Source organism: Streptomyces sp. NPDC087270 (genome assembly GCF_044744625.1).
In the GTDB taxonomy this organism is placed as follows: Bacteria; Actinomycetota; Actinomycetes; order Streptomycetales; family Streptomycetaceae; genus Actinacidiphila.
Genome location: NZ_JBIUYR010000006.1, coordinates 131,702 through 158,533 on the forward strand (window position 1 = coordinate 131,702; position 26,832 = coordinate 158,533).

Annotated in this window: 25 protein-coding genes and 3 pseudogenes; 11 read left to right on the top strand and 17 right to left on the bottom strand. The window is 70.0% G+C overall.

Translation table 11 applies throughout. The features are described 5' to 3' along the window. Window positions 1-73 precede the first annotated feature (73 nt). Window positions 74-751 (top strand): TetR/AcrR family transcriptional regulator, encoded by a 678-nt coding sequence (locus ACIPAE_RS14075; RefSeq protein WP_402445185.1) that lies wholly within the window; start codon window positions 74-76, stop codon window positions 749-751. A gap of 66 nt (window positions 752-817) precedes the next feature. Here the strand turns inward: ACIPAE_RS14075 and ddaH are convergent, their stop codons facing one another. Together ddaH and ACIPAE_RS14085 are read right to left on the bottom strand one after the other, a co-directional pair. Then, complete coding sequence (gene ddaH, locus ACIPAE_RS14080; RefSeq protein ID WP_366411066.1) at window positions 818-1,639, bottom strand: dimethylargininase; 822 nt, start codon at window positions 1,637-1,639, stop codon at window positions 818-820. 504 nt (window positions 1,640-2,143) lie between these two features. Then, window positions 2,144-2,800, bottom strand: coding sequence for an LUD domain-containing protein (locus ACIPAE_RS14085; RefSeq protein ID WP_402445187.1), 657 nt, complete (start codon window positions 2,798-2,800; stop codon window positions 2,144-2,146). A gap of 160 nt (window positions 2,801-2,960) precedes the next feature. Here ACIPAE_RS14085 and sigJ point away from each other — a divergent pair, with 160 nt between their 5' ends. Beyond that, window positions 2,961-3,902, top strand: coding sequence for an RNA polymerase sigma factor SigJ (gene sigJ / locus ACIPAE_RS14090; protein WP_402445189.1), 942 nt, complete (start codon window positions 2,961-2,963; stop codon window positions 3,900-3,902). Between the two features lie 14 nt (window positions 3,903-3,916). On the opposite strand, the gene ACIPAE_RS14095 is transcribed toward sigJ, so the two are convergent. After that, window positions 3,917-4,462: an AAA family ATPase gene (locus ACIPAE_RS14095; RefSeq protein WP_329370094.1), complete on the bottom strand. Its 546-nt coding sequence runs from the start codon at window positions 4,460-4,462 to the stop codon at window positions 3,917-3,919. Between the two features lie 227 nt (window positions 4,463-4,689). On the opposite strand from ACIPAE_RS14095, the gene ACIPAE_RS14100 reads away from it, so the two are divergent. Beyond that, window positions 4,690-5,139, top strand: a complete 450-nt coding sequence (locus ACIPAE_RS14100) for a hypothetical protein (RefSeq protein ID WP_329370096.1) — start codon at window positions 4,690-4,692, stop codon at window positions 5,137-5,139. 465 nt (window positions 5,140-5,604) lie between these two features. Here the strand turns inward: ACIPAE_RS14100 and ACIPAE_RS14105 are convergent. The 6 genes and pseudogenes from ACIPAE_RS14105 to ACIPAE_RS14130 form a co-directional block, all read right to left on the bottom strand. Beyond that, window positions 5,605-6,018, bottom strand: a pseudogene (locus ACIPAE_RS14105) (DUF234 domain-containing protein); the annotation flags it as partial. A gap of 72 nt (window positions 6,019-6,090) precedes the next feature. Beyond that, window positions 6,091-7,731 carry a hypothetical protein gene (locus ACIPAE_RS14110; protein WP_402445192.1) on the bottom strand — a complete coding sequence of 547 codons (1,641 nt, stop codon included), beginning with the start codon at window positions 7,729-7,731 and terminating at the stop codon, window positions 6,091-6,093. Then, a complete protein-coding gene (locus ACIPAE_RS14115) occupies window positions 7,731-8,609 on the bottom strand; it encodes an ABC transporter ATP-binding protein (RefSeq protein ID WP_329370100.1) in 879 nt (292 codons plus the stop codon). Before ACIPAE_RS14115 ends, ACIPAE_RS14110 begins: the two co-directional genes overlap by 1 nt. After that, entirely contained in the window at window positions 8,609-9,001 is a 393-nt protein-coding gene (locus tag ACIPAE_RS14120; protein ID WP_329370102.1) for a hypothetical protein, read from the bottom strand. Before ACIPAE_RS14120 ends, ACIPAE_RS14115 begins: the two co-directional genes overlap by 1 nt. A 156-nt stretch (window positions 9,002-9,157) precedes the next feature. Beyond that, window positions 9,158-10,378: a sensor histidine kinase gene (locus tag ACIPAE_RS14125; RefSeq protein ID WP_402445195.1), complete on the bottom strand. Its 1,221-nt coding sequence runs from the start codon at window positions 10,376-10,378 to the stop codon at window positions 9,158-9,160. Next, window positions 10,378-11,055: a response regulator transcription factor gene (locus tag ACIPAE_RS14130; RefSeq protein ID WP_366411073.1), complete on the bottom strand. Its 678-nt coding sequence runs from the start codon at window positions 11,053-11,055 to the stop codon at window positions 10,378-10,380. The genes ACIPAE_RS14125 and ACIPAE_RS14130 overlap by 1 nt, the downstream gene beginning before the upstream one ends. 1,312 nt (window positions 11,056-12,367) lie before the next feature. Here ACIPAE_RS14130 and ACIPAE_RS14135 point away from each other — a divergent pair. Next, on the top strand, window positions 12,368-12,727 hold the full coding sequence (locus ACIPAE_RS14135; protein WP_402445197.1) for a hypothetical protein: 360 nt from the start codon (window positions 12,368-12,370) through the stop codon (window positions 12,725-12,727). A gap of 110 nt (window positions 12,728-12,837) precedes the next feature. Beyond that, window positions 12,838-13,380 (top strand): hypothetical protein, encoded by a 543-nt coding sequence (locus ACIPAE_RS14140; protein WP_402445199.1) that lies wholly within the window; start codon window positions 12,838-12,840, stop codon window positions 13,378-13,380. Here ACIPAE_RS14140 and ACIPAE_RS14145 read toward each other — a convergent pair. From ACIPAE_RS14145 to ACIPAE_RS14170, 6 genes and pseudogenes are all read right to left on the bottom strand, one after another. Next, window positions 13,337-14,254 (bottom strand): IS5 family transposase, encoded by a 918-nt coding sequence (locus ACIPAE_RS14145; RefSeq protein ID WP_402445201.1) that lies wholly within the window; start codon window positions 14,252-14,254, stop codon window positions 13,337-13,339. The two genes, ACIPAE_RS14140 and ACIPAE_RS14145, sit on opposite strands and share 44 nt — an antisense overlap. Window positions 14,255-14,940: 686 nt before the next feature. Then, the gene (locus tag ACIPAE_RS14150; protein ID WP_402445202.1) at window positions 14,941-15,816 is read right to left on the bottom strand and encodes a GIY-YIG nuclease family protein; all 876 of its coding nucleotides are present in this window, start codon (window positions 15,814-15,816) and stop codon (window positions 14,941-14,943) included. A 1-nt stretch (window position 15,817) separates the two neighbouring features. Beyond that, window positions 15,818-16,434, bottom strand: a pseudogene (locus ACIPAE_RS14155) (peptide deformylase). A gap of 23 nt (window positions 16,435-16,457) precedes the next feature. Continuing rightward, the gene (locus ACIPAE_RS14160; RefSeq protein ID WP_402445510.1) at window positions 16,458-16,778 is read right to left on the bottom strand and encodes a hypothetical protein; all 321 of its coding nucleotides are present in this window, start codon (window positions 16,776-16,778) and stop codon (window positions 16,458-16,460) included. 478 nt (window positions 16,779-17,256) lie between these two features. Beyond that, window positions 17,257-17,427, bottom strand: a pseudogene (locus ACIPAE_RS14165) (multiprotein-bridging factor 1 family protein); the annotation flags it as partial. A gap of 399 nt (window positions 17,428-17,826) precedes the next feature. Continuing rightward, on the bottom strand, window positions 17,827-18,807 hold the full coding sequence (locus ACIPAE_RS14170; protein WP_402445204.1) for a restriction endonuclease: 981 nt from the start codon (window positions 18,805-18,807) through the stop codon (window positions 17,827-17,829). A 550-nt stretch (window positions 18,808-19,357) separates the two neighbouring features. Between ACIPAE_RS14170 and ACIPAE_RS14175 the strand changes: the two genes are divergently transcribed. Continuing rightward, window positions 19,358-19,561, top strand: a complete 204-nt coding sequence (locus tag ACIPAE_RS14175; protein WP_402445206.1) for a CPCC family cysteine-rich protein — start codon at window positions 19,358-19,360, stop codon at window positions 19,559-19,561. 152 nt (window positions 19,562-19,713) lie between these two features. Here the strand turns inward: ACIPAE_RS14175 and ACIPAE_RS14180 are convergent, their stop codons facing one another. After that, a complete protein-coding gene (locus ACIPAE_RS14180) occupies window positions 19,714-21,459 on the bottom strand; it encodes a hypothetical protein (RefSeq protein ID WP_402445207.1) in 1,746 nt (581 codons plus the stop codon). A 523-nt stretch (window positions 21,460-21,982) separates the two neighbouring features. On the opposite strand from ACIPAE_RS14180, the gene ACIPAE_RS14185 reads away from it, so the two are divergent. Next, window positions 21,983-22,516: an NUDIX hydrolase gene (locus ACIPAE_RS14185; RefSeq protein WP_402445209.1), complete on the top strand. Its 534-nt coding sequence runs from the start codon at window positions 21,983-21,985 to the stop codon at window positions 22,514-22,516. A 3-nt stretch (window positions 22,517-22,519) separates the two neighbouring features. Here ACIPAE_RS14185 and ACIPAE_RS14190 read toward each other — a convergent pair whose 3' ends face one another. Beyond that, on the bottom strand, window positions 22,520-23,776 hold the full coding sequence (locus ACIPAE_RS14190; protein ID WP_402445211.1) for a helix-turn-helix domain-containing protein: 1,257 nt from the start codon (window positions 23,774-23,776) through the stop codon (window positions 22,520-22,522). 214 nt (window positions 23,777-23,990) lie between these two features. Here ACIPAE_RS14190 and ACIPAE_RS14195 point away from each other — a divergent pair, with 214 nt between their 5' ends. From ACIPAE_RS14195 to ACIPAE_RS14210, 4 genes are all read left to right on the top strand, one after another. Continuing rightward, entirely contained in the window at window positions 23,991-24,671 is a 681-nt protein-coding gene (locus ACIPAE_RS14195; RefSeq protein WP_402445213.1) for an ATP-binding protein, read from the top strand. A gap of 254 nt (window positions 24,672-24,925) precedes the next feature. After that, window positions 24,926-25,429 carry a hypothetical protein gene (locus ACIPAE_RS14200; RefSeq protein ID WP_402445215.1) on the top strand — a complete coding sequence of 168 codons (504 nt, stop codon included), beginning with the start codon at window positions 24,926-24,928 and terminating at the stop codon, window positions 25,427-25,429. Next, window positions 25,426-25,941: a DUF6907 domain-containing protein gene (locus ACIPAE_RS14205; RefSeq protein WP_402445217.1), complete on the top strand. Its 516-nt coding sequence runs from the start codon at window positions 25,426-25,428 to the stop codon at window positions 25,939-25,941. The genes ACIPAE_RS14200 and ACIPAE_RS14205 overlap by 4 nt, the downstream gene beginning before the upstream one ends. Further along, the gene (locus tag ACIPAE_RS14210; RefSeq protein WP_402445219.1) at window positions 25,938-26,819 is read left to right on the top strand and encodes a helix-turn-helix transcriptional regulator; all 882 of its coding nucleotides are present in this window, start codon (window positions 25,938-25,940) and stop codon (window positions 26,817-26,819) included. Before ACIPAE_RS14205 ends, ACIPAE_RS14210 begins: the two co-directional genes overlap by 4 nt. Window positions 26,820-26,832: the final 13 nt, after the last annotated feature.

Sequence of the window (26,832 nt, forward strand, 5' to 3'; positions counted from 1 at the left end):
CCCCCGTTCACTACAGCTGTAGTGGATACGGCTCACCGTACTACGGATGTAGTGGAGGTGGTAGAGATGGGGCATGGCCAGCCACTCCGCCGCCGCGCGCGCCGACCTCGTCGCCGACACCGCGCTGACCCTGCTCGCCGAACGCGGCATGCGCGGGCTCACCCACCGTGCCGTGGACGAGGCGGCCGGGCTGCCCCAGGGCTCGACCTCCAACCACGCCCGCACCCGCCTGGCGCTGCTCGAAACGGCGGTACGGCGGCTGGCCGAGCGCGAGGCGTCGGTGCTGGCGCTGAGCGAACTGCCCCCGGGCATGCCCGCGCCGGGGGAGGGCCCGGGGGAGCGGGCAGGTGCGCGGCGCGAGGCCGGCACGTCGGCGGCGGGGGCCGGTACGCCGGCGGACCTGATGGCCGACGCCCTCTCCCTCGCCCTGCACCGCTACCTCACCCGCCACCGCGCCCTGCTGGTCAGCCGGTACGAACTCGCGCTCGAAGCCACCCGGCGGCCGGAGCTGCGCGAGGTCTACGACGCGGCCGGGCGGCGGTTCCAGGAGCCGCTGGCGGCGATGATGGCCGCGGCCGGCTCGGCCGAACCCGAGCGGCACGCACTGTCGTTGACCGCCTGGTCCGAGGGCATGCTCTTCTCCTGCGCGGTGGGCGGTCACCACGCCGCCGCCCCCAGCAGGGAGGAGTTGCGGCGCGGTTTCCGCGAACTGCTGCGCGGTGCCTTGGGTGAGGCCGCGCCCGACGCCTGAACCGGCTGCCGACGCCTGAACCGGCCGCCGGGGTCGGCCGGTCGGGCCGGTTCGGTCGTCGCCGGGTCAGCCGGTCGGCGGGCGCAGCTCCATCGTGCAGCACTTGACGCTGCCGCCGGCCTTGTGGAACTCCGACATGTCGACCGGCACCGGGACGAACCCGCGGCTCCGCAGCGGCTTGTGCAAGCCCCTCGCGGCGCGCGGCAGCAGGACGTTGCGGCCGTCGCCGACCGCGTTGAGACCGAGGACCGCGGCGTCCTTCTCCGTGGCCAGGAGGGCGTCCGGGAAGAGGCGTTCGAGGACGGCGCGGCTGCCCGGGGTGAAGGCGCCCGGGTAGTACATGATCTCGTCGGCCGTGTCGTCGAGCACCGCCAGCGCGGTGTCGAGGTGGTAGTAGCGGGGGTCGGTGAGTTCGAGGCTGATCACCGGGCGGCGGAAGAACTCCTGCGCCTCGTCGTGCGCGAGCGGGCTGCTGCGGAAGCCCTGCCCGGCCAGCAGCCAGGAGGACGTCACCGCGAAGTCGCCCTCGCCTTCGTTGACGTGGTCCGGTTCACGGATGTCGGGGTAGCCGTGGGCGCGGAACCAGGCGAGGTGCGCGGGGGCCTCGGCGGTCCGCTCCGGGTTGGCGAACCGCGCGCCCAGCACCCGGCCGTCCACCACGGTGGCGCCGTTCGCCGCGAAGACCATGTCGGGCAGGTCGGGCAGCGCGTCCATCACCTCCACGGTGTGGCCGAGCGCGCGGTAGCGGTCGCGCAGGTCCTCCCACTGGAACAGGGCGAGCGCCGGGTCCACCGGTTTCTTCGGGTCCATCCAGGGGTTGATGCTGTACGTCACTCGGTAGTGCGCCGGTGGGCACATCAGGTACCGGCGGGGCGTCGCGATGCGCAATGGGGGCTCCTCGGGGGATGGGTGAGTGCCTGACTTGCACGAGCGCCCTCCCGTCGGACGGTCGGCCCGAGGGAGGACGCGGGGTCCTACGAGTGCATTGTGCGCTCATTTGGGTGCCCCTGACCCGCCCGAGTGGTGTGGTTTGTCGGTTGAGGGATCAGCTGTTGGTGGGTGGTTGCGCGCGGCGTTCCTCGCGCCCCTTGCCCTTCGGGGTGGTGTGGTTTGTTGGTTGAGGGATCAGCTGTTGGTGGGTGGTTGCGCGCGGCGTTCCTCGCGCCCCTTGCCCTTCGGGGTGGTGTGGTTTGTCGGTTGAGGGATCAGCTGTTGGTGGGTGGTTGCGCGCGCAGTTCCTCGCGCCCCTTGCCCTTCGGGGTGGTGTGGTTTGTTGGTTGAGGGATCACCTGTCGGTGGGTGGTTGGGCGCGCAGTTCCTCGCGCCCCTGAGCCGCCCGTTGAGGGGCTGCCTGTTGGTGGGGGGTTGGGCGCGCCCCTGGGGATGTGCAGGTCAGAAGCCGATCGCTTCGCGGAGGAGGAGGACGGTGCCGCGGTCGGGGAGGTGTTCCGCGTGGAGGACGAGAACGCGGTTGACGGCGCTGGGCCACCCGTACGCCGCGCGGGTGCGGGCGCTTTCCAGCGGGAGGCAGTGCTCTTCGACGCGCCGCAGCGCGGTGTCGAGGTCGGGGACGACCTTCTGCGCGCCGACGACCCAGATCGCGCGGGCGGCCCCGCCGGCGTAAGCGGGCAGTTGGCTGCCGCTGCCGGAGGCGATCACGAGCGAGCCGGTCTCGGTGAGCGCGGCGACGCTGCCCACGATGACGTCGGGGACGGCGAGCAGCCGCCGGATGTCGTCGGCGCCGGTGACGCGGTCCATCGCGAGGACGCGTGGCTTGACGGCGTCGTACCGTCCACCCGCGTTGATGTCGTCGTCGATGCCGGACAGGCGGAGGGTCTCGCTGGCGGCGGTGAACACGCCGGCGCTCTCCGGGATCAGCTCTTTGACGCGGGCGCGCGCGGCGGCGGCGTCGTCGAGGATCTCCACGGTGAAACCGTGCGCGGCCAGCGCGGCGGCGGCCCGCTCCAGGCGCTGGGCGGGTGCCGCTTCGGTGAAGGGCGTCGCGGGTGGTTCGGGTGTCGGGGACGTTGCGGATGTCGCTGCGGTCATGATGTCGGTGGACTCTCTGTTCGCCGGAAGGGATGTCCCTCTCAGCGGTTCGACAACGCGGGCCGCCGGAATGTGAGGCGGCGGCGCCGGCCTCACACTCCGGCGGGCTGTGGTGTCGTAAAGGGGAGGGCGGAGACGAACCGAGGGAGCCGTCGGCACCATGACCACCCGAACCGGGTACGTACACGGCCGGCCCGATCCGGGCCTGGACGCGTTCCTGAGCGAGCGGCGCCGGCTGATCAACCTGGCCTACCGGCTGCTGGGCTCGCTGGCCGAGGCTGAGGACGCCGTCCAGGAGACCTTCGCGCGCTGGTACGCCATGTCGCCGCGGCAGCAGGAGGCCATCGCGTCCCCCGGCGCCTGGTTGACGACGGTCGCCGGCCGGATCTGCCTCAACCTGCTCGGCTCGGCGCGGGCCCGGCGGGAGACCTACGTGGGCGAGTGGCTCCCCGAGCCGCTGCCGGACCGTACGGAGTGGATCGACGGGCGGCCGGGCGTGGCGGCCGAGGCGGACCCGGCCGACCGGGTCACCCTGGACGAGTCGGTGGATCTGGCCCTCCTGGTCGTGCTCGAAGCGATGACTCCGGCCGAGCGCGTCGCGTTCGTCCTGCACGACGTCTTCCGGTACTCGTTCGTGGAGGTGGCCGGCATCGTCGGCCGTACGCCGGCGGCCTGCCGGCAGTTGGCCTCCTCGGCCCGCCGCCGGGTCCGCGCCTCGCGGCCCTCCACGACCGCGTCCGCCGAACGCGCCCTTGTCGTAAAGGACTTCAAGCAGGCGTGGGAGGCCAAGGACATCGGCGCGCTGATCTCCCTGCTCGACCCCGACGCCACCGCGACCGCCGACGGCGGCGGCCTCGCCGCGACCTTCGTGCGGCCGATCGAAGGCGCCGGGCGGATCGCCCGCGCGTGGATCGAGATCGCCCGCCGCAGGCCCGACGACATGGCCTTCCTGGAACGCACGGTCAACGGCCGGCCCGGGCTGGTCGCCCTCCAACGCGGCCGCGCCGTCACGGTCTTCGCGTTCGACGTCGCGGACGACCGGATCAGGCGGATCTGGGTCGTCCGCAACCCGGAGAAGCTCCGCTCCTGGAAACCGAGTTGACGCGGGGCCCGTTCTCAGCCGGCGACGCGGGCCGCGTCGAGGCCGGCGAGGATCTGGTCCACGGTCTGGTGGGGGGTCTGGTGCGACGTGTCCAGCCAGAGCCCGCGGCGCGGGGTGTCCCGGCGCAGCGCCTCGTCCAAAGCGTCGATCGTCCAGGGGCCGCCGTAGCCGTTCTTGGGGCGGTCGGCCTCCCGCGCGGCGACCGCGTCGGGGCGGGGCGCGAGGACGACCAGATACCGGGGCCTCGTCGTGACGGCCTCAAGGTAGGCGTCCAAGTGCCCGCCGAGCACGACGTCTTGGACGACCACCGTCCAGCCCTCCCGCGCGTACAGGTCCGCGACCGCGGCGGACGCCCGGTGGCGCAGCCGCAGTTGGGCCGTCGCCTCGGTGCTCGGCCGCGGGGTGAACTCCTCGCGGCCGGAGACGATCATCCGCCGGAAACCGTCGCCGCGCAGGTGCACGGAGCGCGCCAGCCGCTCGGCCGGCAGTTGGGCGACGGTGGACTTCCCGGCTGCCATGACGCCGGTGACGAGCACGACCGCGGAACCGAGTTCCCGCACCTGCTTGCCTCCGTCCGGTCCGGCCGAGTGGACACGACACGCCTCGCCGCGCCCCCGACGGATCTGCCGAGGAGCAGGTTCGGTGAGCGCGAGGAGCCGACACGGCAGGCCAACTCCTTTTTTCACACGGGGTGATGACCATGACTATGCTCCCTTCCGCCGGTGCTGGCGATTCCGCCTGCGGCCCGTCGGGCGTGCACAGGACCGGGGAGTAGGAGAAGCAACTCATGCACATCAAGGACAGCGAGCTGACCACCACGTTGTCGGCGCAACTGGGGGAGAAGCTCGAAGCGGCGGCGTACGCGCGGCTGAACACCGCGCTCAGCCCCGCTCGTATGCTCACGCCGCTCGGCAACTACCTGGTCGCCAGGCCCGCGGCCCGATCCGCGGCCCGCAAGATCACCGATGCCACCGACGTACCGATGGACGCGGCCATGGTGCTGGGGATCACGGCGGACGCCCTGCACGTGTGGAAGGCGGACCCGATGCTCAACCAGGTGCACGAGCACCTCGGTTCGGTGCCGCTGTCCCGTATCACGGGGCTGCGGGTGGAGGGCGGCCGCACCTGGCAGGACGTGCGGATCACCCTCGACGACGGCAACGAGATCACCCTCCAGGCGCGCGGCGAGATCCACGCGATCGCGAGTGCCTTCGACCAGCGGGGCGCGGGCGCCTGACAACGGCGACTCCGGGTGTTCGGGGCGGTCCGTCAGTGTCCTGACCCGCGGTGGTGAGGCGCAGCGGGTGGTGCTTGGACCGTGCTGAACGGGGGTGAACGCGACTGTGACCGCAACTGCCGAACAGGGCGTTCCCCCTGGCGGGACGGACCTCCGAGCACCACCGACTCGGCGACGCCGTCCTCGCGACCGCCGGGGTCGCGGTCGCGGTCGCAGGTCAGCCGGAACAGCCGGCGCACCCGGGCGCTGATCGGCGCCATCGCGAATTCAGCGGCAAAGGCCATGCGGATCTCGGTGCGTGTCGCTTCGACCTCGGGAGGCTCCGCGTGGCTTTCCGCGGCCTTCCGCTCGCGGGCGAGTCTCCACTGACGTCGTTCGCAGGTGCTGCCCCTCGGCGCTTCGCTGCCCGGACGGCACCGAACGGCGGTGAACATCCGGAGCCGCGACCACAAGGCTCATCCGCGTTCATGCTCTGCGCCAGCCGCTCAGCAACTCTTCCGGGCCGTACGCCGCCTGAAGCCCGGAACAGCTGACCCCGTTGCGAGAGACCGCCACGAGCGGCACCGGCTCGTCGGTGATCGCGCCTCGGTGTTTCTGCAACGCGATCAGGTCGTGGCTGTCGAACGCGGAATTCTCCAGCCACTTGACCGAGCCGAGGAAGAGCAACTGCTTGGCCACCGGCTGCCGGTCGGCGCCCACCAGGTCGATTTCGACGTCGTTGCTGCGGGTCCAGTACCCGCCGATCGCCGGGGCGCCGGGCAGGCGTTCGTCCGGCAGGAGACGGGCGAGGGATTCCCGCACCACAGGCTCGATCGCCCGCCCCCGCCAGCTCGTCCACCGCTCCTTGATCCGGCTCAGCGTGACATCTCCGGCGATCTGGGGAGAGCCCGGACTCGGACCCGTCGGCTGCCCGGGCCGGGCACTTCATGGCCGAGGGGGCGGCCGCCGAGGTCATGGCGGCGATCCGGGGTCCGCCGGTTCGCTGGGCCGCTGCCGGGAGGGGCCGTGCAGGAGCGGGGCCAGGACGCTGGCGAGCAGCAGCGCGGAAAGGGCGGCGAGCACGGACGGGGGGAGCGTGGCGGCCGTGCCGGGGGCGCGGGTGGCGCCCATGAAGTCAAGGGCGCTCAGCCCGTTCGCGGCCGCGTACCACACCGGCACGTAGAGGGCCTGGAAGAGCCGGTGGCCACGGCTGCGGGTGCCGAGGGCGAGCGCGAGGGAGGGGATGAACGTGGCCGCCGCGAGCCAGCAGGCGACGCCGCGGGAGTCGCCGTCGCGCAGCAGGACGGCCAGCGGGCCGAGCCCGGTGGCGGCGGTGAGGGTGACGCCGGCCGCCCACTCGGCCAGCACCCGGCGGTACGGGCGGGGGGCCGCGCCGAGCAGGGCGTCGACCCGGTGCTCGGCGGCCTGGGAGCCGAGCCGGGACCACAGCAGGACCGGCCAGATCCAGGCCGCGGGGAGCACGAAGCGGGTCGCACCGCTGCCGGTCGCGGCGAAGGCGGTCAGGGTCAGCAGCGCCACTGTGCCCCACCACCACCAGCGGGTGCCCTGCATCAAGATCCGCAGCTCGGCGGCGTACAGGCGCGGGAAGAGCATCCCGCCGGTGCTGGCGGGAGTGAGCGGGCCCTGCACGGGCGCCGGCCTCGGCGCAGCGGCAGCCGACGGCGGCGCAGGCGGGCGTACGGGCGTGGTGGCGCGGGCCCTCGCCGGGTCGAAACGAGGGAACCACAGACTCGGCAGCAGCGCGCAGAGCACCGCGAGCGCGACGATCGCGGCACGGCCGAGCAGGAAGCCGCCGCCCGGTGTGAAGCCGTCCCAGGTGAAGACGCGCAGCGGTGTGTCGGTGTAGGTGAAGCCGAGGCTGAAGTCGCCGCGCGCGCCGGGCGCCTGGGCGAGCAGATCGGCCCGCATGGACCGGGTGGCCTCGTGCACGCCGATGCCGCCGAGCGGCGCGCTCGGGCCCTGCCCGGCGAAGGCGAAGGCCAGCCAGACGAAGAACCAGACCACGTTGCCGAGCCCCCCGCGCAGCCCAGGCACCGTGTCGATGAGCAGCGCGGCCGCCGCGACGGCCACCATGACCGGCAGCGCCAGCACGGCGAAGGGCAACAGCAGCGCCACCGGGTCCACGGCCCGCGACTCGCCGCGCAGCAGCTGCATCACCGGCGCGGTCACCGCGAGCGCCCCGAGCATCGAGGCGAGCACCAGGACGTTGCCGAGCAGCTTCCCCGCGAAGTACGCGGTCGTGCGCAGCGGGGTCGCCGCCAGCAGCCGCCCGACGCCCGAGGACTCGTCGCGGGCCGGCACACCCCGCACGACGTAGAAGCCGCCGAGCGCCAGCCACAGCGTCCCGGCCAGCGCGGTGGCCAGACCCACGTAGGCGCTGTTGTACGTGCCGCGGTGGTCGCCGATCTGCAGGATCACCCAGTGGCTGCCGGCCGCCGGAACGGCCAGCCACCCCAGGGCCACGGTGGCGAGCAGGGTGACGGCGTAGGACGGGCGGCGGGTCCGGTCGCGCAGGTCGGCGAGGGCGACCCCGGCGACCGAGGAGACCGAGGAGACCGAGGAGAGTCCGCGTCCTGCGGATGCGGCGCTCATCACGCGGCTTCCTGTCGGCGATCCGCGACCGTCGCCAGGTAGGCGTCCTCCAGGTCCGGCTCCGCAGGCACCGCTTCCGGCGCCGGGCGGTGCCCTGCGATCAGCCGCACCCTGACGCCGCCGGGCGTGCGCACCATGCGGCTGACGGTGAAGCGGGCGCGCACCGCCGCCAGGTCCTCAGCCCGCGCCGACAGCTCCCACACCAGGCCCGCGGTGCGCCGCAGCAGCTCCTCCGGGGTGCCGCGGTAGAGCAGCCGGCCACCGGCCACCACGGCGATGTCGTGGGCGACGGACTCGACGTCGGAGACGATGTGCGTCGACAGCAGCACGATCTTGTCGGCTGCCAGGTCGCTGAGCAGGTTGCGGAAGCGGACCCGCTCCTCCGGGTCGAGTCCGGCGGTGGGCTCGTCGACGATGAGCACCTCGGGGTCGGCGAGCAGCGCCTGCGCGATGCCGACCCGGCGCAGCATGCCGCCCGAGAACCCCTTCAGCGGCCGCCTGCCGGCCTCTTCGAGGTTCACCAGCCGCAGCAACTCCGCGGTACGGGCGCGGCCGGTGCGCGCGGACAGGCCCTTCGCGGCGGCGAGGTAGCGCAGGAACTCCGGGGCCGACAGATTCGGGTAGACGCCGAAGTCCTGGGGAAGGTAACCGAGCGCGGCGCGCAGCGCGTTCGGCCGGGCGACCGCGTCAGCGCCGTGCCACAGCACACGCCCGCTGCCCGGGCGGGTGACGGTGGCGGCGATCCGCATCAGGGAGGACTTGCCGGCGCCGTTGGGGCCGAGCAGGCCCAGCATGCCGGGGGCCAGACGCAGCGTGACGCCGTCCACGGCGCGCTTGCCGCCGCGGTAGGTCTTGGTGACGTCGATCAGCTCCAGCATCAGTGCTTGCCTCCGCGCAGCTTCGTGGGGCGGCCGTCGCGGAGCACGGTCAGGCCGCGCGGCACCTCCACGCGGAAGCGGGCGTCGCACAGCGCGAGCCCCTTGCAGCGGGCGTCCAGGTCGAGGGTCCGTCCGTGCAGCTTCCAGACCAGCGTCTTCTTGCTGCCGGCCTTCGCGTCGAACCAGCGCGTGACCTCGACGTCCTTCCGGTCGGCGGCGACGAGGTCGGTCGGGATGCCGTGCGCCCGGACATCGAGGGTGTCGCCGCCGAACGCGAACGCCGTGCTGCGCGGGGTGGCGTTCTTCGCGTCCACGGAGCAGGCGGTCAGCGAGCCGAGGGCGAGCAGGACGGCGGCAAGCGCGGGGGCGCCGGCCGGGACGAGGGGGCGCACGGGGTCCTCCGGGTGGGTCGGTGATCAGGCCCTCCGAGGGTGCGCGAGCGGGGGGTGCGCCCGCATCTGCCGTTCGGCAGATATCGCGGGGGAGTAGCCGGCGCACCGGTGCCCGAGTGCCGGGTGCCTCGTGCCCGGGCGTCCGCCGGGTGGGCGTCACGCCGCCAGCAGCGCCCGTACGCGCCAGCCCGTCGGGTGCGGACCGCAGGTCAGCGAGCCGCCGAGGGTTTCGAGACGCTGGGTCAGTTCGGCCAGACCCGTACCGCCGCCGTGCCGGGGGCCCGTACGGGCCGGGACCGTGCGGCCGTCGTCGGCGACCGTCACCTCCACGCCGCCCGCGGTACGCGCGACGGTCACCGTCACCTGGGCCGCGCCCTCGGCGTGGCGGCGCACGTTCGTCAGCGCCTCCACGACCACGCGGTAGGCGGCGTCGTCCGACAGCCGAGGCAGTACGTCCTCCAGGCCCGGTTCCAGCACCAGTTCGGCCCGCGGGCCGTGCCCGGCCGCGGCGAAACGGCCGACGAGGGCGGGCAGGTCGGCGAGGCCGCACGTACGGGCGGGGGCCACGCCCTCCCGCAGCGAGCCCAACGTCAGGTCCATGGACTCCAGGGCCCGCATCCCGGCCGCCTCCACCCGGGCCAGCAGCTCCGCCGTCTCCTCCTCGTCCAGGCCACCCGCCCACCGCGCCGACTGCACCTCGACGACGATTCCCGTCAGCTCGTGCGCGACGAAGTCGTGCAGATCCGCGGCGACCTGGAGCCGCTGGGCGTGCAGCGCGCTGACCACGGCACGCCCGCGCCGCGCCTCCACGGCACGGAAGTACAGCCCCACGCCCGCCGCGAGCCCCGCGGGGAAGAGGCCCAGCACGCAGCTCAGCACGACCGCGTGCGACGCTACGGGCGGTTCAGCGGTCGCCAGCCGCAGCGGCATCAACACCGCGGCCAGCGCGAGCAGCGGGCCCGTCACCAGGGCCGTCCGCTCCGGCGCCCGGCGGGCCACCCGCCGCAGCAGCAGGAGCAGCGCCGGGAGTTCGACCACCGCCCACAGCACGACGTAGCCCTTGGGGCCCCGGAAGGCCAGATCGGCGGCCGAGGAGGCAAGGCACACGGCGGACGACGCCGCCGCGGGCACACCCGCCACCCGGCGCCAGGGCACGCGCAGGCACAGCACGAAGGCGGCCAGCGCGGCGGGCACCGCCGTCACGAGCGCCACCGGGCGCCCGGCGACGGCGGGCAGCAGTACCAGCGCCGCCAGCCCCGCGGCCCACCCGATCCGGAGCCCGCCTTCCGCCGCGGCCTCCGTCGGGGCCTTCGTCGAGGCCTTCGTCGCGGTGAGGTCCGTGCGACCCGCCGGGGCGGGGCGGGGGCGTCGGCCCATCACGCAGGTCCCTCCGCTGTCCGGGCGGCGTCGGCGAATCCGGCGTCCCACGCGTAGACGGCGATGCCCACCCGGTTGCGCACGCCCAGTTTCCGCTGGACGGCGGCGACATGCGTCTTCACCGTCCCGGCGGAGATGAACAGCTCGCGGGCGATGTCCGCGTTGGTCTTGCCCAGCGCGACGTGCCCGGCGATCTCGGTCTCCCGCTCGGTGAGCGGTTCTCCCGGCGCCGCCGGGGCGGGCCGACCACGCCCCACGCCGGTCACCTCCTTCAGCAGCCGCACCGTCACCGACGGGCTGATCAACTGGTCCCCGGCGACCGCCGCGCGAACGGCCTCCACCAGCAGCGCGGGCCCGGACCGTTTCAACAGAAAGCCCGAGGCACCATGCCGCAGGGCCGGATACACGTACTCGTCCAGGTCGAAGGTCGTCACCACCACGACCCGGACCCCCTCGGGACCGCCCGCGAGCCGCCGGGTCACCTCCAGCCCGTCCAGCCCCGGCATCCGGACGTCGACCAGGGCCACATCCGGCCGCAGTTCGCGGGCCAGGGCCAGTGCGGTGACGCCGTCGCCGGCCTCGCCCACGACGTCGATGTCAGGCTGGGCGGCGAGCGTCCGCCGCAGCCCGCGCCGCACCATCTCCTGGTCGTCGGCGATCAGCACACGTATCGTCATGATCATCCCATGGTGCCACGGGGCAGACGGACAGCGGCATGACGCATTCGCACTCAGGGAGTACATCAGAAACCGGGGACGCCACGGCCGCTCGGACCACGAGGGGACGAACCCGGTTAGCCGGCGCCCACACCCGCGAGTCCCCCCGAATCCGTCGTCGACGTCCCCCACGCGTCCGCCACGGAGGTGCCGAGCGGCAGGACCGGCGAAGGCCGGCTGAAGCGATGCCAGAGCGGCCGCATCGGCTCGCGCGGTTCCCTGTCGACCGCCGTCGTAGCGGCAGGGCCGGCGAAGGACGACATCCGGCGGTTGGCGCGGCCACACGTGGTTGACCCGCCGCAGTGCGTGGCACGGCACCGCGAACACCCGACCGCGTGCGGCCGGCAAGTGCAGCCGGAGCGGGCCTCGGTCAGCGCCCGGCGTCGCTGGTACGGGCGGTCCGGATCGCCAGGGCGGCAAGCAGGACGCAGGCGGGACGGGCTGGAGCGGACGTCGGGGTGTGAGCGTGTCGACGATCATGCTGTCAGGCGGTCCGCTGAACCCGATGGACCCCGGCCCCGCAGCGGTCCGCCCTCCACGCACTTCCTGCGCGACCTCGCACCCGGCCGAGCGCCCCCCGACGAGGCATTCTCGACCGGCGCAAAGGTCCGGGCCGGCCTGCGTAAGGGGGCGCTCCAGCCCCCAGCACGGCTTCACCGCGACCGTCTGCGGCGCCCTGCCGAACCTGGACCGGAGGAGACGGAACGCTCAACTGCCAACACGCTTTCCAACTGTTCGTCTGGCTGTCTGGCGGGGTTCGTTAGCGTCCTGAACTGCGGCTGAGCCTGCCCGTCTGGACGCGCTGAACGGGCCTGAACGGGGGTGAATGCAACCCAAACTGCAACCCCGGCGGTCGGCCGGCAGCTGCCCATCGCTTGATCACGGCGGGTGCGCTGTGAGGAGCCAGTCAGATGTGGAGGTGTATCCGCTCAACGGCCTCGGACGCGTCGAATTCTTCCTGGCTCGGCTGGCGGACGTCAGCCAGATTTGCCCCCGAGGCACGGACACGCACGAAGCCCTCCTCCTCCGCTTCAGGCACGCTTTTACCAACTGTGGTGGCGGTCCCTGGACCCACGTACAGAGCCATTCACCTGCGTTTATGGGCGGCTGTTCGTGGGAGCGGTCGCGTTCTTCGGCCTTGTCGTGAACCGCGCTCAACGAGACAGGAACTGAGACGCCCTGGCACACGGCCAGCCCCCTTCACCTCCTGAGGGCGATTGCTGAGGTTGCGGTGCCTGGCTGCTGTGCCGCAGGATCCAGAAGGGGGGTGACCATGGAACGGCACGAGCTGGGATCGCTGTTGGCCGGTGATGACGAGGCGTCGGTGTTGGCCCTTGCCACCCTCCGCAGCGGCGCCATCTACTGGGTGGGAGACCGAACACAACCCGCAGGCCAGCATGCCGGAGTCTTCAAGGGCCGACTTCAGCGCATGCGGAAACATGGACTCGAACCTCTTGGGCTGGAACGAGCAGTTCAGCTCGTCCGCGAACATGGCCCGCCCGTGTGCACAGGGCTGATCGACGCTGCCGACCGGACATGGACCACGCTGCTCTGCCTCACCGAGGACGGCAGCGCACTAGTGGCCTTCGTCGGCTGGCCGCTGCCGCTGGTTGCTATGAAGCCACCGCTTTAGAGGTTGTTGTCGTTCCGGTGTTGAGGGTTGCGTTTCCGCTGGTCGGGCGTGGGGTCGGGGGTCTCGGGGAGTGGTGACGTGTGGAGTCGTCGCTCAGGTGGAGGTCGGGGATGCCGTCGGTCGTGGGGCTGCTGGAACAGCGTGAGCTGACCGCTCGCCGTCGTATGGACGAGCTGCGGGAGGAGGCCGACCGCATCCAGGCTGAGCTGGTCGTGGTCGAGCGGGAGTGGAACGAGTGGGTCATCGCCCGCTCGCGTGTCGGCGAGGTCCTGGCCCCGGGCGATGACGATGCCGGCTCCGGCGCCTGCGAGGAGCGGTCGGATCGCGGTGATCTGCCGGCAGCGCCTGGGACATCGGGGGTCGCGAAGCCGAAATCGGTGGTGCCAATGTGGCGTGCGGGACTGGTCTGGTCGACACTGTCGGCGGACTACCAGCGGATCCTTCAGGTTCTCGCGGACCGGAACCGTCTCGGTCAAGGACCGTTGACCTGCCAGGAGATGGCCGCCTGCTTCGGCCTGGACCCGGTGCCCGCGAAGATCGAGGCATTGCGGTCGAAGGCGAAGCGGCTGGTGGCCCGGGGCTGGCTGGTCGAGTCGGCGCCGGGCCGGTTCACGCTCGCGAAGAGCGTGGCCGGGCCAGACGGCGGGTCATGAGCCGCGTCATCGACCAGTAGACCACCGCCTCCGCACTGCTGGTGGACCGCTCGAAGTCCCGCACGAGGCGGCGGCTTTGCATCAGATGGGCAAAGAACCGCTCCACGATCCAGCGCTTGGGCAGCACGACGAAGCCGCGCATGTCGTCGCTGCGCTTGACGATGGTGAGGACCAGGGCGAGGGCGGCGAGACAGTGTTCGACGAGGCTGCCGGTGTCACCGCCGTCGGCCCAGACCAGGGCCAGCAGGTGATGCGCGGCGGCGACCTGGACCAGCAGGACCTGGGCCGCCGCACGGTCCCCGACATCCGCGCTGGTGACCATCACCGTGAGCAGGAGGCCGAGGGTGTCGACCACGGCGTGCCGCTTGCGGCCGTTGATGAGCTTGCCACCGTCGAAGCCGCGGGTGCCGGCGCCGACGACGGCGTCCGCCTTGACCGACTGTGAGTCGATGACCCCCGCGCTCGGCTCCGGGGCCCGCCCTGCCTGCTCGCGGACCTTGCGGCGGAGGCGGTCGTGGAACTCCTTGACCATGCCGTGGTCGCGCCAGCGGCGGAAGAAAGCGTAGACCCGGTCCCACGGCGGGAAGTCGGCCGGCATGGCCCACCACTTGATGGCGTTGTCGACCAGGTATCGGATCGCGTCCAGTATCGCGCGGTGGCAGTACGCCTCCGGCTGCCCGCCCCGCCCGCGCAGCCAGCCCGGCACCGGCAGCAACGGTCTCACCACCGCCCACTCCGCCTCCGACATGTCGGTCGGGTAGCGGCGCTCGCGCACCGGGTGGTCGCCGGCGTTCCCGAACCGGTGAGCCAGGCAGTCACACGCAAGGGTGGCCGAAGTGGACTCCACCCACATGATGTCGTAGAACTGCGACAACAGGGCCTCCTGGACAGCTTTTTGGCGTAGACACCCTTTGAGCTACCAAGAGGCCCTGTTCTCATGCGCGCCGGCCGCCGCAGTCACCCGATGGAGACTCCGGCCGACCGATACCGATCAGGATCGGGCCGGCGACAGCCACCGAGCTCGTGAGCCGAAGGCCGCGGGCAGGCGACAGCAGGTCGCCGTCATCGCCGGAACAGCTGGGGGTAGGGGCAGACATCCAGGGCCTCAGCCGGCCGATCCGCCCAGTGCCACCAGGTGTGACCCTCCGGGCACTTCCAGGCGTATCGGCACACACGCTGCTTGTCCTGATCGCGGAGAGACAGGACAAGGCCCAGGCTCTTCATCACGCGCCCGCAGTCAGGGCAGTTCAGCGGCTCGGGGGCGTGGTCCACGGCGGACAGGCTAGCTCACCCGATCGAAACTCCCGTTCGGTCCACACCCCTCAAGATCGGAACGACAACAGCCTCTTAGGAGTTTGATCGGACGGCAGCGCTCTCTTGCGCCCCCACGGCCGCCCGCACCGTGAGGAGCCGGGCACGACCGCCGCAACCCCCCGCTGTTGATGTCAGTTCTGGATGTCAGGCCGACTTCGATGCAAACTTGGCGGTGATCATCGCGCAGAGCTGGCCGCGGCCTCCAGGACGAACGAGGCTGATTCGACCGGCGATGCCGTCTCTGACCTACAAGAGATCCCGTTTTCCTGGGAGCTGGACGATTTCACTCTCAGCATCCATGTCGCTGTTTGCGATTCCATGCTTAGCAAGGGCTTCGCGCCACTCTTCTTCTGGACCCATCATGGAATAACTGGCACCCACAACGGTCCAACCCAGCCGCTTTGGTGGTTCAATGCGACGCTGCTCCCAAAGGTGAGCCACATAATCGGAAGCCTCATCGCTGAGAATATCGAGACCCGTCATGATCATTGAATATGGATCAAGCTCAAGGAAAGAGTTGAAATTCTCTTTCGGGGAGTAGTGGACTGGGCAGAAGAATCCGCTCTCGCATCGGTATTCATCGCGATGTCGATCATAATCCTCCATGCATCGTTCGCGCTCGTCGCCGATGCATCCCAGGTCGTATATATTTTCGTGTGCTGCAACCTTTCGAAAGTCCGGCTGGAGCACCCATCTGATCAGACACAGATCTGAGTACTGTACGAATTTCACAGCCACGAGATCGCGCCTAATCCACGGACGAATTCGCTCTTCGAGCCCCGGCAAGGCGTCAAATTCGACCGCTTCGCGCGCTTCATTCACGGGATAGCGGGCACAGCTTTCCTGTACGTGGCGAATGGCTTCGCGGATTGAGATTCTAAAAAATTCTCTCTTCGGATTGACGCGATGAGATTGCAGCAAGGAGTGAATTCGTTTCTCGGCCCCCTTGGCATCGCTCACTACTTGATCATAGATCACCTCATATTCTTCCGGCACGCCCGTAGGGCGTGAAATTTCCCTGGCGCGTTCGACTGACCCCCTTCCAGTGCGACCAATCTTCAAAACTCCAGGCATCAAGGAATTGGCGAGTATGTAAATCACGCCGCGGGTGCTCTCGCTCAAACTATCTCCTGGGAATCAAAAGTTTTCGAAATAGTTGGCGACCTTGTCCAACTTCTTTGCGAGGGGGGCCATAGGTTGCTACTGCTCGTAAGTCCAGGCGCGACCAGTCTGGCGGTATTGCTCGACGGGAATGGGTTCGGCTCCAGTCCGCATCCGCGGTGTAGTGCAGCCCGTCGAGGTGATCGACCTCGTGGTGGACCAGGCGGGCGAGGCCACGCTGGTAGCTGGTGGTCACTGCCAGGCCGTCTAGCGTGGTGGTCTCCACGGCGATCCGTAGCGGCCGGGGACCAGTCCGCGGACGTCGAAGAAGGACAGGCAGCCCTCGAACTGTTCGTCCACCTCGTTCGAGCGTTCGATGATGCGGGGGTTGAGAAGAACGACCGGGGGTGCGGCAGGGTCGGCGGGCCGGACGACGGCAGCGGCTCGGGCGATGCCGATCTGCGGTGCGGCGATGCCCATGCCCTTGGCGAAGGGGTGGACCTGCCCGACGCGCTCCATCGAGGTGAACAGCTTCTCGATGACCTGCTCGGCGGCCTCCCGTTCGGCCGGCAGGTCGAAGGGGCGAGCGGGTTCGGCGAGGACGGGGGCGCCGTACTGGACGACTCCGAGATCACGCATCTGCTCGCTGGGCCGCACCTCGATCACCTGAACTCCCCTTGGCTCGTGTCACGTTCGGGACGGGCCCGAAATCGCCATTCCAGACGGTACCGGGCGTGGAGGGCGGGCGTGGACGTGCTCCAGGAGAAGACGCGTACCCCGTCCTGGTCGCGCCGGAGCGGGGCGGTCCGCAGAGGTGCCGCCTCGGCGGTCATGGAGGTCTCGGTGTCCCACACCGTGGGGTCGAGTTCGGCAGGGAAGGCAAGTTCGACTTCCAGGTGCTCGGTGGGCAGGCGGACGGCGCGCTGGAACCAGCGGCCCCACTTCTCGTCGCCCACCGAGTAGGCGTATTTGATCCACACCAACTCGCCCGGGTACAGCGGGTACCGGCCCTGGTCGTTCTCGAAGAGCAGTCAGACTTCCTTGAAGGCGTCGCGGTCGTGTTGGCTGCCAGCGCATGTCCTCCCCGCGGCACGTGGCCGTCAAGGCGAGTTCGTCCCAGGTCAGCGGGTGCTCGCGGTAGTGGGCGTTGGAGCTCTCGGGCTTGCCGGGGTAGCGGTCGACGCTGATGCGGATCAGGTAGCGGGTGATCGGTTCGCTGCCGGTGTCCCGCAACAGTCGGCGCATCGTCAGCCGGTACTGGCGTCCGTCGTAGTCCAGGCGGGCGGCGTCGTGCTCGACGACGATGGCCGAGCCCGTCGCGTACGGCTGCTCGGCCCGGCGGGGCGGGGGTGGGGCTGCCGAAGGTGCAGTGCGGGCCTTTGCCGACTCATAGTCAAGCCAGCGTTTCCACAGGGCCTTGCCCGCGTTAAGGATGTCCTCTGCGCGGCGGGCGAAGTCCTCGGTCGGCTTATGACGGCCGGATTCGACGTGGCTGACGTAGGAAGGGTCGAAGCCCATCCTGCGGGCCAGCTCCCGCTTGGACAGCCCTCGCACTTCACGCCAGTAGGCGACCTCCGCCGCGAACGCCTCGGCGGCTTGTTCAACCGTCGAAGCGTCGTCCCGCGCGTTCATCAAAGCCCCCGCCCTGGCTTCCGGATGAGATGAATGAACCGTGAGTGACCTCGATTCATCATTCTGTCACGATCCCCCTCACCGGTTCCTCTCCTTCGCCAGCCCGGGGCCAGTTCCGGGCTTCCGTGAAGGAGGGCCGCAGCGATGCGCGTGCTGTATCTGCTCAACGTTTCCAACGCCAGTCGGCTGAACGCCGACTCCGGCTTCACCTTCGCTGGCCTGCTCGCCCCGGCCATGGCCGACGCCGGGGCGAGGTGACCGTGGCTTCCCCGGTCCCGGCCGGCGATGCCCGAGTGCACTTCGCGCCCAGCGTCTCACCGTCCACCAAGTACCGAGCCCGCTTCGACCCTGGCATGGACGCCCTGGTCGCCCTGATGCGCGAGCGGCGGCCCGAGGTGCTCAGATCAGCTCCAAGACCTCCGACAACGGCTGGCCCCACGTGGCCCACCGTTCCAACTTCTGGGCCTCGACCAGATGGATCTTCTGACTGTCGGCAAAGCGGCGAGCAGGCAGCGAGAAAGTGCCGTTCGTCATCGCGATCACGAGGTCCGCGTTATGTACGGGGCGTGCCGTACCGTTGAGTCGCTGCAGGTCCGGAGAGCCAATCGCTCCGGATCCAGCGGAAGCTCGATGCTTACACTGAATCACGACGATTTCGCCTTGCGGGCTCTCTGCGATGACGTCGGCCCCAAGGTCACCGGCGCCCCCGCCCGAGCGAGTCACCCGGTACCCATCCCTGCGCACAAGATCGGCGGCGAGTTGCTCGAATTCCGAGTGGTGAAGAGCATGGATCTGTTCGAGTGTCATGCTGGCCTCGGAGCGGACGAACGCCATTCGGTGGGCGTCAAGCATCGCGACATGGTGCAGTTCCTCGGCATCCGCGTTCAGCAGCTCGGCGACCCGATCAGCTGCGTCCGAATACTGAGACCACAGTGGCATCATGGTCTCAAAGGGGGATGGCTCACTGGACTTGGCTGTCTGCCTGTGACGCCTCACCGCGGGATCGCCGAACGTGTCTTTCATTTTTTTGAAGGCAGCTCTGGCTTCGTCCAGGGCCTGTTCGGCTTCGGTGAGTTCGTCGGCTAGACCTTCGACGAGCTGGCAAGCCGCTGCGCGGCACAGATCCGCTATCGGCTTCGGGGTGTCGGCCAGGGCTGCGGTTTGGCGGGCCTTTGCTTCCGCCCTCTCGCGGCTCACGTCCTGCACGTGTTCGTACAGAATCCCAAGGATGCTCTGGGCGTAGGTGGCCTCGGTTGTGTAGATGAAAGAGGCCAGCAGTTGGTCTTGAGTCGCCTTGCCGATGGCATCGCCCATCCAGCGCCGGAAGTCCTTGTTTGCGTAACGATGCGGCCGTATTTTGCCGAGCGTCTTGATGATCACCTGCAGAACCTACCGGGCTCCACTGACAGTCAACGCCCCAGATCAGACGACCAGGTTGCTTGAGGATCATCGCGCTCCCGCATCGGAAGAGTCCGTGCAGGGGCACCTTTGTATGTCCAGACGCGGTTGACCTGGCGGTACCTCTCGACTGGCGGCGGTTGGTCGCTGGGCGCATGCGGGAGAGGTAGTGGAGGCCGTCGAGGTGGTCGACCTCGTAGTGAATGGAAGCGGGCGGGGCGGCGCCCGTAGACGGTGCCGATCGTGGCGCAGCGAAGGGTGGTGGTCTCGACAGTCATAGTGAGGGACGGGCGACGAGGCCGCGGATGTCCAAGCCAGTGCAAGCCGGTGATTGAAGCGGAACGCATCCGGGCCGGATCTGACCTGCGGTGGAGCGCCGATCATGGCTCTGACCAGGCACTTCGATGTTGGCGTGCGTTGGCCTCCGACGGAGGCTAGCGGGTGTCCTGCGGACTGTATGCGGACTGTCCGAGGTTCCCCAAGAAGACCAAATCCGTGGCGCAGCGGTCACCCCCTCAACGACACTGCGCGGATGAGTGACCGCTACCCCTTTCCCTGCTGCGGTCACCGCGTCCTTGACGAGATGTCCGAGTCCTTCGGGATCTGCCCCGTCTGCTTCTGGGAAGACGACGGGGTCCAATTCCGGCCAGGAGCTGGCTACCGCCCCGTGACCATCGCGACCGTGCGTCGCAGCCGCCGTCGCACTGCTATCCGGCGCTGCTTCCCGCTCACGTGACCAGCAACTTTTTCGGCCAGCCAATGCATCCTGCGGTGATCGTCGCTGGTGTCGGCACGGGCATCGCTCAGAACCTCCCTCTGTGCGCCCACTGTTCAGCGACCGGTCTCTGCCTGCCGTGTGACTGTCCCGCTGCCACCTGAACCTGCACGTCACCACGCCGACGGATTGCCTTCGGCCAGCCAGAGAACCTGGGACGCGTAGCGGCGGGTGTCGTCCGTGTAGCGTTCACTCGCGTCCTCGTCAGCCGGTTGCACCTCCGGCAGATGCTCGTTGATCATCACTACGATATGGCGCGTCGGGAGCCAGCCGGGCAGGGTGTTGATCATTGATTTCGGACCCCGTGCTACTCCTGCACCACCGTCGTCCAAAGGCTCACTCCAATCGGCGATGCCGACAAGCACCGCCGGCAACAGGCCCGGGTCGTGGCGCAATGCCTCTTCCACGGTGGTACGCACCCGGTCGGCGTCGCTGAAATCCGCGGTCCAGTTCAGCAGATGGAGGATGTACGACCGGTTGTCGGCCCACACAGAGGCATCCTGCCACTGCTCGGCCATGAGGACCTGGCGTGCGGTGGCGTGCGCCAGGTCCCGGAGTTCGGTCCTGCCGTCCTCTTCCGCCGTGATGGCCAGGTACTTCAGCAGGAAGCCGCTCACGGCCAAAGGACGCACCCGCCCGGCCCGCACGATCAGGTCCCGGAAGGTGGGATCGTCGGCGTTGCGTGCCACCCGTGCGGCCAGGCGCGTGGTCGCCGGCAGCCCAACTGTCAGCAGGGACAGCAGTTCGGGTAGATCGGACACGACGCCGGCGGAGCCGACGAGCTGCTCGTAGAGATCGGCATCGTACGGGCGGTGCCTCACCCTGCTCCAGGGGCGGGCCCGCTCCAGCAGCTCTTGGTGGAGCCGTGCCGCTCGCGCTCCGTCGCTTTCGTCGGCGGCTTCCTCCGAGCGCGGCGAGCACCGCGTCGGCGGTTGCTGGGCGTCGTCTCCGCGCCAGACATCCCCCAGGGCTTGCGCTGCTCGGCGCAGCTCATCCATCGCTGCCTGCAGTACGCCGTCGTCGGGCCCCGGCGGGCTCGGCCACCTGCCAGCCGCCCGGGTGAGCCCGCGTGCCCCGTCCTCGACCCACTCGCACCACGGCCGCAGCGCCGGGGCTGCCGCCTGTACGGCGTGCAGTTCGGCGGCCAGCGGGCTGACCTGTTCCTCTAGAACATGCACTGCCTGGCTCAGCGACTCGAGCAAGGCATCACGCGCGGAGGCGGTCTCCATGCGCGACGGCTCGACCTGCACCCGCTCGCCGTTCACATCGAACGCGGGCATCATACGGTTCGCCCGGTCGCGGACGGCATTCCACGCCTCCACCGCTTGGGCCGCCCCGCGGCGCTTGGACCGCGCCGACTCGATCATCAGCCCTGCATAGCGGACCGCGGTGATCACCGTCGTGGCGCCGGCATGGGCGATACCGGCCTGATGGGGGTCGAAGGAGTTGGCGGCGATCTCGGCGGCCTGTGCGTCGTCCACTGGCCAGGAGCGGTGCAGGTCGAGGCACTCCTGCAACTGCTCGTTCTTCCACGCGTGCAGCAGTTCCGGCGGGTAGTGCTCGGGTGTGTCGTCGATCTCCGCGGCGTGGTCGTTGCACAGCGGCAGGAGATTCGCGGCGCTCTGGTTCTCCTCGGCCGACATGCCAGGATCCCAGCGCGGCCCGCCCTCACTGCGCGCATGGATGTGCGCGACGCTGCTGTTCAGCAGCCATTCACCGGTCTCGTCGTTCATCCGGTACAGCGGCCGCAGGCAGCCCGGCTTCGCGCAGCGGAACGCGGTCCCGTACAGCTGCTTGACGGTGCTGTCCTTGGGTTTGGGATGCACGAGCGGCCTATGCCGCTGCTCTTGCTGAGCCACCCCGACATTCTCCTCCCTCAGCGGGCAGGCGGCACCCGAACGGGCTGTCAACCGGCAGGCCGCACAGTCGCCGACAACGTGAGTACGGGGCGTGAGATCCTGCTCATCGCCCGTGAGGTGGAGTCTTATTCGGTTCCGCGACGTACCTCCGGCCGGGACGGGCGGCCGGGCATCGCCAGCCCCCTGGGTGATGGTGCCGCAGGCCAACACGCTCCTGGCGCTGGGGAAGAGGCCGAGCCGGCCGATCAGCGCCTCTCCAGGTTGGGCCCGTTCTGAATCTTCCCCTTGGTCACCGGCATGATCACGGGATAGCGCGCGCTGGCACGATGCCGACGCTGCACTACGGTCTTCGACTGATCATGCGGATATGCGTTTTCGCCGGGATACGCGGTAGACGTATCACATCACCAATCCTTCCTCCCTCTCGCCCATTGGGGGATGTTCCCCTGATGATCGTTTTCACCCGCCGTCATGTTGCAGGTGTCATCCTGGAAGCCGGGCGACGAGGTGGGGAGCTGGCGGGATGCGGTGGCAGGTGCACGGTGAGCGGCAGATCTACGACAACCCGTGGGTCAACCTGTGGTTGGTCGATGTGCAGCAGCCTGATGGGCGCCGGTGGGAGCACCATGTGGTGCGGATGCGGCACCTGGCGGTCGCTGCGGTGGTGGATGGGCAGCAGCGGGTGTTGATGATGTGGCGGCACCGGTTCATCACGGACACGTGGGCGTGGGAGTTGCCGATGGGGTTGATCGAGGCGGACGAGTCGCCGGAAGAGGCGGCGGCGCGTGAGGTGTTGGAAGAGACCGGCTGGCAGGTGGAGTCGATGAAGCCGCTGGTCTACGCGCAGCCGGCGAACGGGATCACGGACTCTGAGCATTACGTGTTCCGGGCGGACGGGGCTACGTACGCCGGGCCGCCTACAGAGCAGAACGAGTCCGACCGGATCGAGTGGATTCCGTTGAAGGACATCCGGGGGATGATCGACCGCCGGGAGATCGTGAGCAGCGGCAGCCTGGTCGGGCTGCTGCACCTGCTGCTCGACAGCACAGGCGTCTGACCGTCACGCGAGGGCTGAGCGCATGCGCTCCTCGAAGGCCAGCACGGCCGGCTCGCGTGCGAACGGTGCGAGACGGGTGTGGAATTCGCGCAGGTGCCCGGCCACGCGTGGTGAGTCGAGGGTCGCGGTCAGGTCGAGTGCGGCCGTGGCGGAAGCGACCGCGGAGTCGAGCTTGCCCTGCTGGAGTTGGACGTCGGCGAGCCAGACGGTGTGGAACGCCCGTCCGCGCTGCTGGTCGACGCGTTCGCGCCGCAGTCCCTCGGTGATCAGGGACTCCGCGCGGCTCGCCTCGCCGAGTTGGCCGAGTGCGATGCCGGTATCCACGATGAGCTTGGTCTCATCGAAGTAGCGCACCCAGGCGGGTGCTTCAGTGGGCGGTTCCGCTGCGGCGAAGGCGTCGTTGGCGCGGCGGAGGGCGTCGTGGCAGGCGGCGGCGTCGCGGAGTGCGGCGTGGGCGAACGCTTCGCGCATGGCGAGCATGGAGACGACGAGTCGCGACGTGGTCCCTCGCCGTGCGACGTCCTGTGCGGCTGAGGCCAGCGCGACTGCCTCGTTCTCCCTACTCTCGTAGGTCGCTTGCAGGCTCAGGCACGACAGGACGTTTGCGGTGAAGGAGGCGTCGCCCGTCTCGCGCGCGAGGTCGAGCGCCTGGCGGAAGTAGGTGCGGGCGGTGCTGTACTGCCGTGCGTCGAAGTAGGCCCAGCCGGCCATACGGGCCAACTCGGCGGCGAGGGCACGCAGGTCGTCGGCCAAGGGACCAGCGGGGGTGTGGTTCAACCGGCTGGTCACGTACCGCAGGTGGCCGACGACCGCGGGGCGAAGGGATGCGCCGCCGTGCTGGTCGTCCCTGCGCCAGTAGTCCTCGATCGACGACTGCATGGCCAGGAGCGAGGAGCGTGTGACGGGTCCTTCGACGGCGGTGAGGAGGTCGTCCAGGTCCGCGCGGTCCGGGGCTCGTCTGGCCGCCGGCGTGGAAACGGGCGGGGCGGGGTCGGTGTCGCGGACGGGAGTCGCGGTGCTGTGGGGCAGTTCCCAGGGGCGGTGGGCGAGGCCCAACATCGCTCCTGGGATCCGGAGTCCGTCGGCGACCCGCTCGATGACGTCGATGTGGGCGAGGCGGCGCTGCCCGGACATGATCTCGCCGACCCGGCTCGGGGTCATCCCGCACAGCGAGGCGATGCGGGACGGGTAGATGCCGGCGCGCGCCTTCGCGAGCCGGAAGATCAGGCCGAAGTCGCGTTCTCTACATGCCTTTTGCATCTGTGGGTCCGCCAAAACGGTGGCGGGAAAACCTGGTTGCTTCCCGGGCACGGCTGCCACCCCCTCTCCCGACTGCCTCACGACATTACCCACGTTGGGTAATCACCGTGGCCTGATTGCGTGATCGTCGCTCGGCAACCATCGACTCAGCGCCGCGCTCCTGCGTCACGGGGGCGTCGCGGTGCCACGGTCACGCGTTCCGAAGGAGCACGTCATGCCCGCTCAGTTCCGCCACCCCGGCTTCCGGTCGAAGCTGCACGTGCAGATCCGGCCACCGTCCACCGAGCGGTACCGCGTGCGTTTCCGCTGCGAGCCGTCGGCGATTCGCGGTGTACGGGCCGACGCTTCGCGGAAGTTCGCCGAGTGGGCATTGGCCGAGGGCACGGTGGACGACGCCTTGACCGTCGTCTCGGAGTTGGCGACGAACGCGGTGCGGCACGCTGGTGCACGTCTCGGCCCGGGGGTGAGGGCAGCCGACGAGCCTTCGCTCCTCCTCGATCTGCGGATTGCGCCCGACGTTCTGTACCTCGCGGTTCATGACGGCAGTGACCAGGTCCCGGTCGTATGCCTCTCATCCGAAGACGCCGAGACAGGGCGCGGGCTGAGGTTGGTTGCCGGGCTGTCCGACGGAGTCTGGGGCTTCTACCCCCGCGTGGATGGTCCGGGGAAGGTCGTCTGGGCCGCTCTGCGTCTCGAAGCCGGGCCTCCCACGACCGGTCACGTCCCTGGGCGGGCCGGCGCCGAGCGGCACAGGAAGTGGGGTGCCGACTTCCGTGGGCGCGTTCGCGCGGTGCATCGGCTCGGGCTGAACCGCAGGTACCGCGCGGCTCTGGAGAACCTGCGACGCCGCTCATGGGTTCGATCCGCCGCTACGCACGAAACGCACACGCGATAGGTACCCCCTTGCTCCGCTCCAGCGCCACGCCCGAAGGGCGTCACCCACGTCGCCGTACGCACTCCCGTCCCTGTGCGGGCGGCAGCGGACTGCCCGCTGGAGCGGGCCCTTCCCCGCTTCGGCCACGCCGAGTCAAGCAGGCATCCGCGCCCCCAACTCCCCGCGGGCGTGACGGACTCGCGGCACCTGCCCGTGGCCGGAGCGGGTCCCACCCAACCTCCGTACCCAGCGATCCGACGAAGGAGCCGATCCGGATGCCCAGCCGTCACCCGCGCGGCTTCACCTGCGGCCGACGCTCCGTCGTGCCGCCCGGTCTTGTCACCGCGGCACTGGGCGTGGCCAACGCCGCTCCACCCGCGTGGGACGGGCTGGTGTACGCGGCGGAGGACGCGGCGACGCTGCTGGTCTGCACGTTCCCGTCCCACCGCGGTCAGGTCCACCACAGCGTGGTGCTCAACCTGCGCGGCCCGGACGCCGGCACCGTCTGGCGCGACGGCGTCGAGCCTTGCCTCGCCTTCCTGCTTCCCGACTGCCCCGTCACCACGGAGGACGGTGACGAGGGGTGCAGCGAGTTCGCAGGGCATCCCGGTGCCCACAGCTGGGACCTGGCCGACCCGCGCACGCGGCCGGCCCTCTCCGCTCTCCTCGCGCTCTTCGGTCCGCTCCTCACTGAGCAGGACCAGCCGCCCGACGGACGTGTGGTCGACGCCGCCACCCGATTCCACCGCCCCACCACGAACAGGAACCCCGGACGATGAATCCCGCAGTCCCTTCGCCCGCCGCCTTACCCGCCACCGAGCCCGACGCGACGACCAGCTCGGCGCTGAAGTGGCTGATCGCTACGACCACCGGTGAGCAGGTCTCCGGCTACCTGCCGGCCTGGGCCGCCGAGGACCCGAGCGAATCCGACGTGCCGCCGGAGGAGTTGGCCGCGCGGCTGGCGGACGTCTGCCACTACAGGGAGTTCCCGGGGCAGGTTCTGCGGGCGTACTCGCCCGGCAACACGTCGAACGAGCCCGAGGGGTTGGAGGTCATGTCCTCCAGCATCACCTGCACGCCCTACGCCCCGGCTCCCGAACTGGCTGCTCCGGTTGTCACGGTGCGGGTCGCCGGCGAGTACTGGATGACCGACCTCGACCCGACGGGGGTGGCGGATCTGGTCGCGGGTCTGCGCGCGGTGGCCGATCGGCTTGACGGTGTCGTTATTCCCCAGCTCAACGACATTCGCGCCGAGTGGGCCGCCCACCACAGTGCGGGGGCGCGCCCGTGACCACCGACACCGCGGCTGTCGTGGACTCCGTGACGACCAGTGCTGATCGGCTCGCGACCTTCCGGGCTGCGATCGCCTCCGGGCAGGTGAGCGCTCGCGCCTTGTATGCCCACCATCTCGCGTTCCTGCGCGCGAAGGCCGGCCTGTCGTTGGTCGAGTTGGCCGACCGGTGCCACTACGAGCAGTCCTACCTCCACCGCCTGGAGACCGGTGGGCGGCTGGGCAACATGCGCGTCGCCGAGACCTTGGACCGCTTCTACGGCACCGGGGACCTGCTCGCCGGGCTCTGGCACCTGGCCAAGCGCGAAGCCAAATGCGCGGCCGGCGGACTCATCGCCCTGGAAGCGACCGCGACCAGCATCCGCGCATACGCCCTCACCGCCGTCCCCGCCCTCCTCCAAACCCCCGCCTACGCCGAGGAGCAGCTCGCCACCACCCACCCGCAGTCACCGGAGGTCCTGGCCGAGCAGCTCAACGTGCTCCGCGAGCGGCAGGCCCGCCTCACCGAGACCGTGCCTCATCCGGTCCGCTACCGGGCCGTCCTCGACGAGCTGGTCCTGCACCGCGGTGCTCGCAACAAGGCGACCTGGGACGGTCAACTCGACCACCTGATCGCCGCGGCCCATGAGCCCGCGGTCACCCTCCAGATCCTTCCGCTCCACGCCGGTCCCCACGACCTGCGCGGCTCGCTACAGCTGCTGTCCTTCCGCGTCGGGGCCACCCTCGCGTACGTGCACGGCACCCTCACCGACCAGATCACCGACGACCCCGACGACATCGACCACCTCAGCCGGCAGTACGACGAACTGCGCGACCTCGCCCTCACCCCCGCCCAGACCATCGAACACCTCCATAGCCTGCGCACCACCACCCACTAACCCCGCCAACGCC

Excerpts from the sequence above, each read along its gene's own strand:
- ACIPAE_RS14075 (WP_402445185.1), top strand. The coding sequence starts at position 74 with ATGGCCAGCCACTCCGCCGCCGCGCGCGCCGACCTCGTCGCCGACACC.
- ACIPAE_RS14085 (WP_402445187.1), bottom strand. The coding sequence starts at position 2,800 with ATGACCGCAGCGACATCCGCAACGTCCCCGACACCCGAACCACCCGCG.
- sigJ (WP_402445189.1), top strand. The coding sequence starts at position 2,961 with ATGACCACCCGAACCGGGTACGTACACGGCCGGCCCGATCCGGGCCTG.
- ACIPAE_RS14100 (WP_329370096.1), top strand. The coding sequence starts at position 4,690 with ATGCACATCAAGGACAGCGAGCTGACCACCACGTTGTCGGCGCAACTG.
- ACIPAE_RS14110 (WP_402445192.1), bottom strand. The coding sequence starts at position 7,731 with ATGAGCGCCGCATCCGCAGGACGCGGACTCTCCTCGGTCTCCTCGGTC.
- ACIPAE_RS14115 (WP_329370100.1), bottom strand. The coding sequence starts at position 8,609 with ATGCTGGAGCTGATCGACGTCACCAAGACCTACCGCGGCGGCAAGCGC.
- ACIPAE_RS14125 (WP_402445195.1), bottom strand. The coding sequence starts at position 10,378 with ATGGGCCGACGCCCCCGCCCCGCCCCGGCGGGTCGCACGGACCTCACC.
- ACIPAE_RS14130 (WP_366411073.1), bottom strand. The coding sequence starts at position 11,055 with ATGACGATACGTGTGCTGATCGCCGACGACCAGGAGATGGTGCGGCGC.
- ACIPAE_RS14135 (WP_402445197.1), top strand. The coding sequence starts at position 12,368 with ATGGAACGGCACGAGCTGGGATCGCTGTTGGCCGGTGATGACGAGGCG.
- ACIPAE_RS14140 (WP_402445199.1), top strand. The coding sequence starts at position 12,838 with ATGCCGTCGGTCGTGGGGCTGCTGGAACAGCGTGAGCTGACCGCTCGC.
- ACIPAE_RS14175 (WP_402445206.1), top strand. The coding sequence starts at position 19,358 with ATGAGTGACCGCTACCCCTTTCCCTGCTGCGGTCACCGCGTCCTTGAC.
- ACIPAE_RS14185 (WP_402445209.1), top strand. The coding sequence starts at position 21,983 with ATGCGGTGGCAGGTGCACGGTGAGCGGCAGATCTACGACAACCCGTGG.
- ACIPAE_RS14190 (WP_402445211.1), bottom strand. The coding sequence starts at position 23,776 with ATGCAAAAGGCATGTAGAGAACGCGACTTCGGCCTGATCTTCCGGCTC.
- ACIPAE_RS14195 (WP_402445213.1), top strand. The coding sequence starts at position 23,991 with ATGCCCGCTCAGTTCCGCCACCCCGGCTTCCGGTCGAAGCTGCACGTG.
- ACIPAE_RS14200 (WP_402445215.1), top strand. The coding sequence starts at position 24,926 with ATGCCCAGCCGTCACCCGCGCGGCTTCACCTGCGGCCGACGCTCCGTC.
- ACIPAE_RS14205 (WP_402445217.1), top strand. The coding sequence starts at position 25,426 with ATGAATCCCGCAGTCCCTTCGCCCGCCGCCTTACCCGCCACCGAGCCC.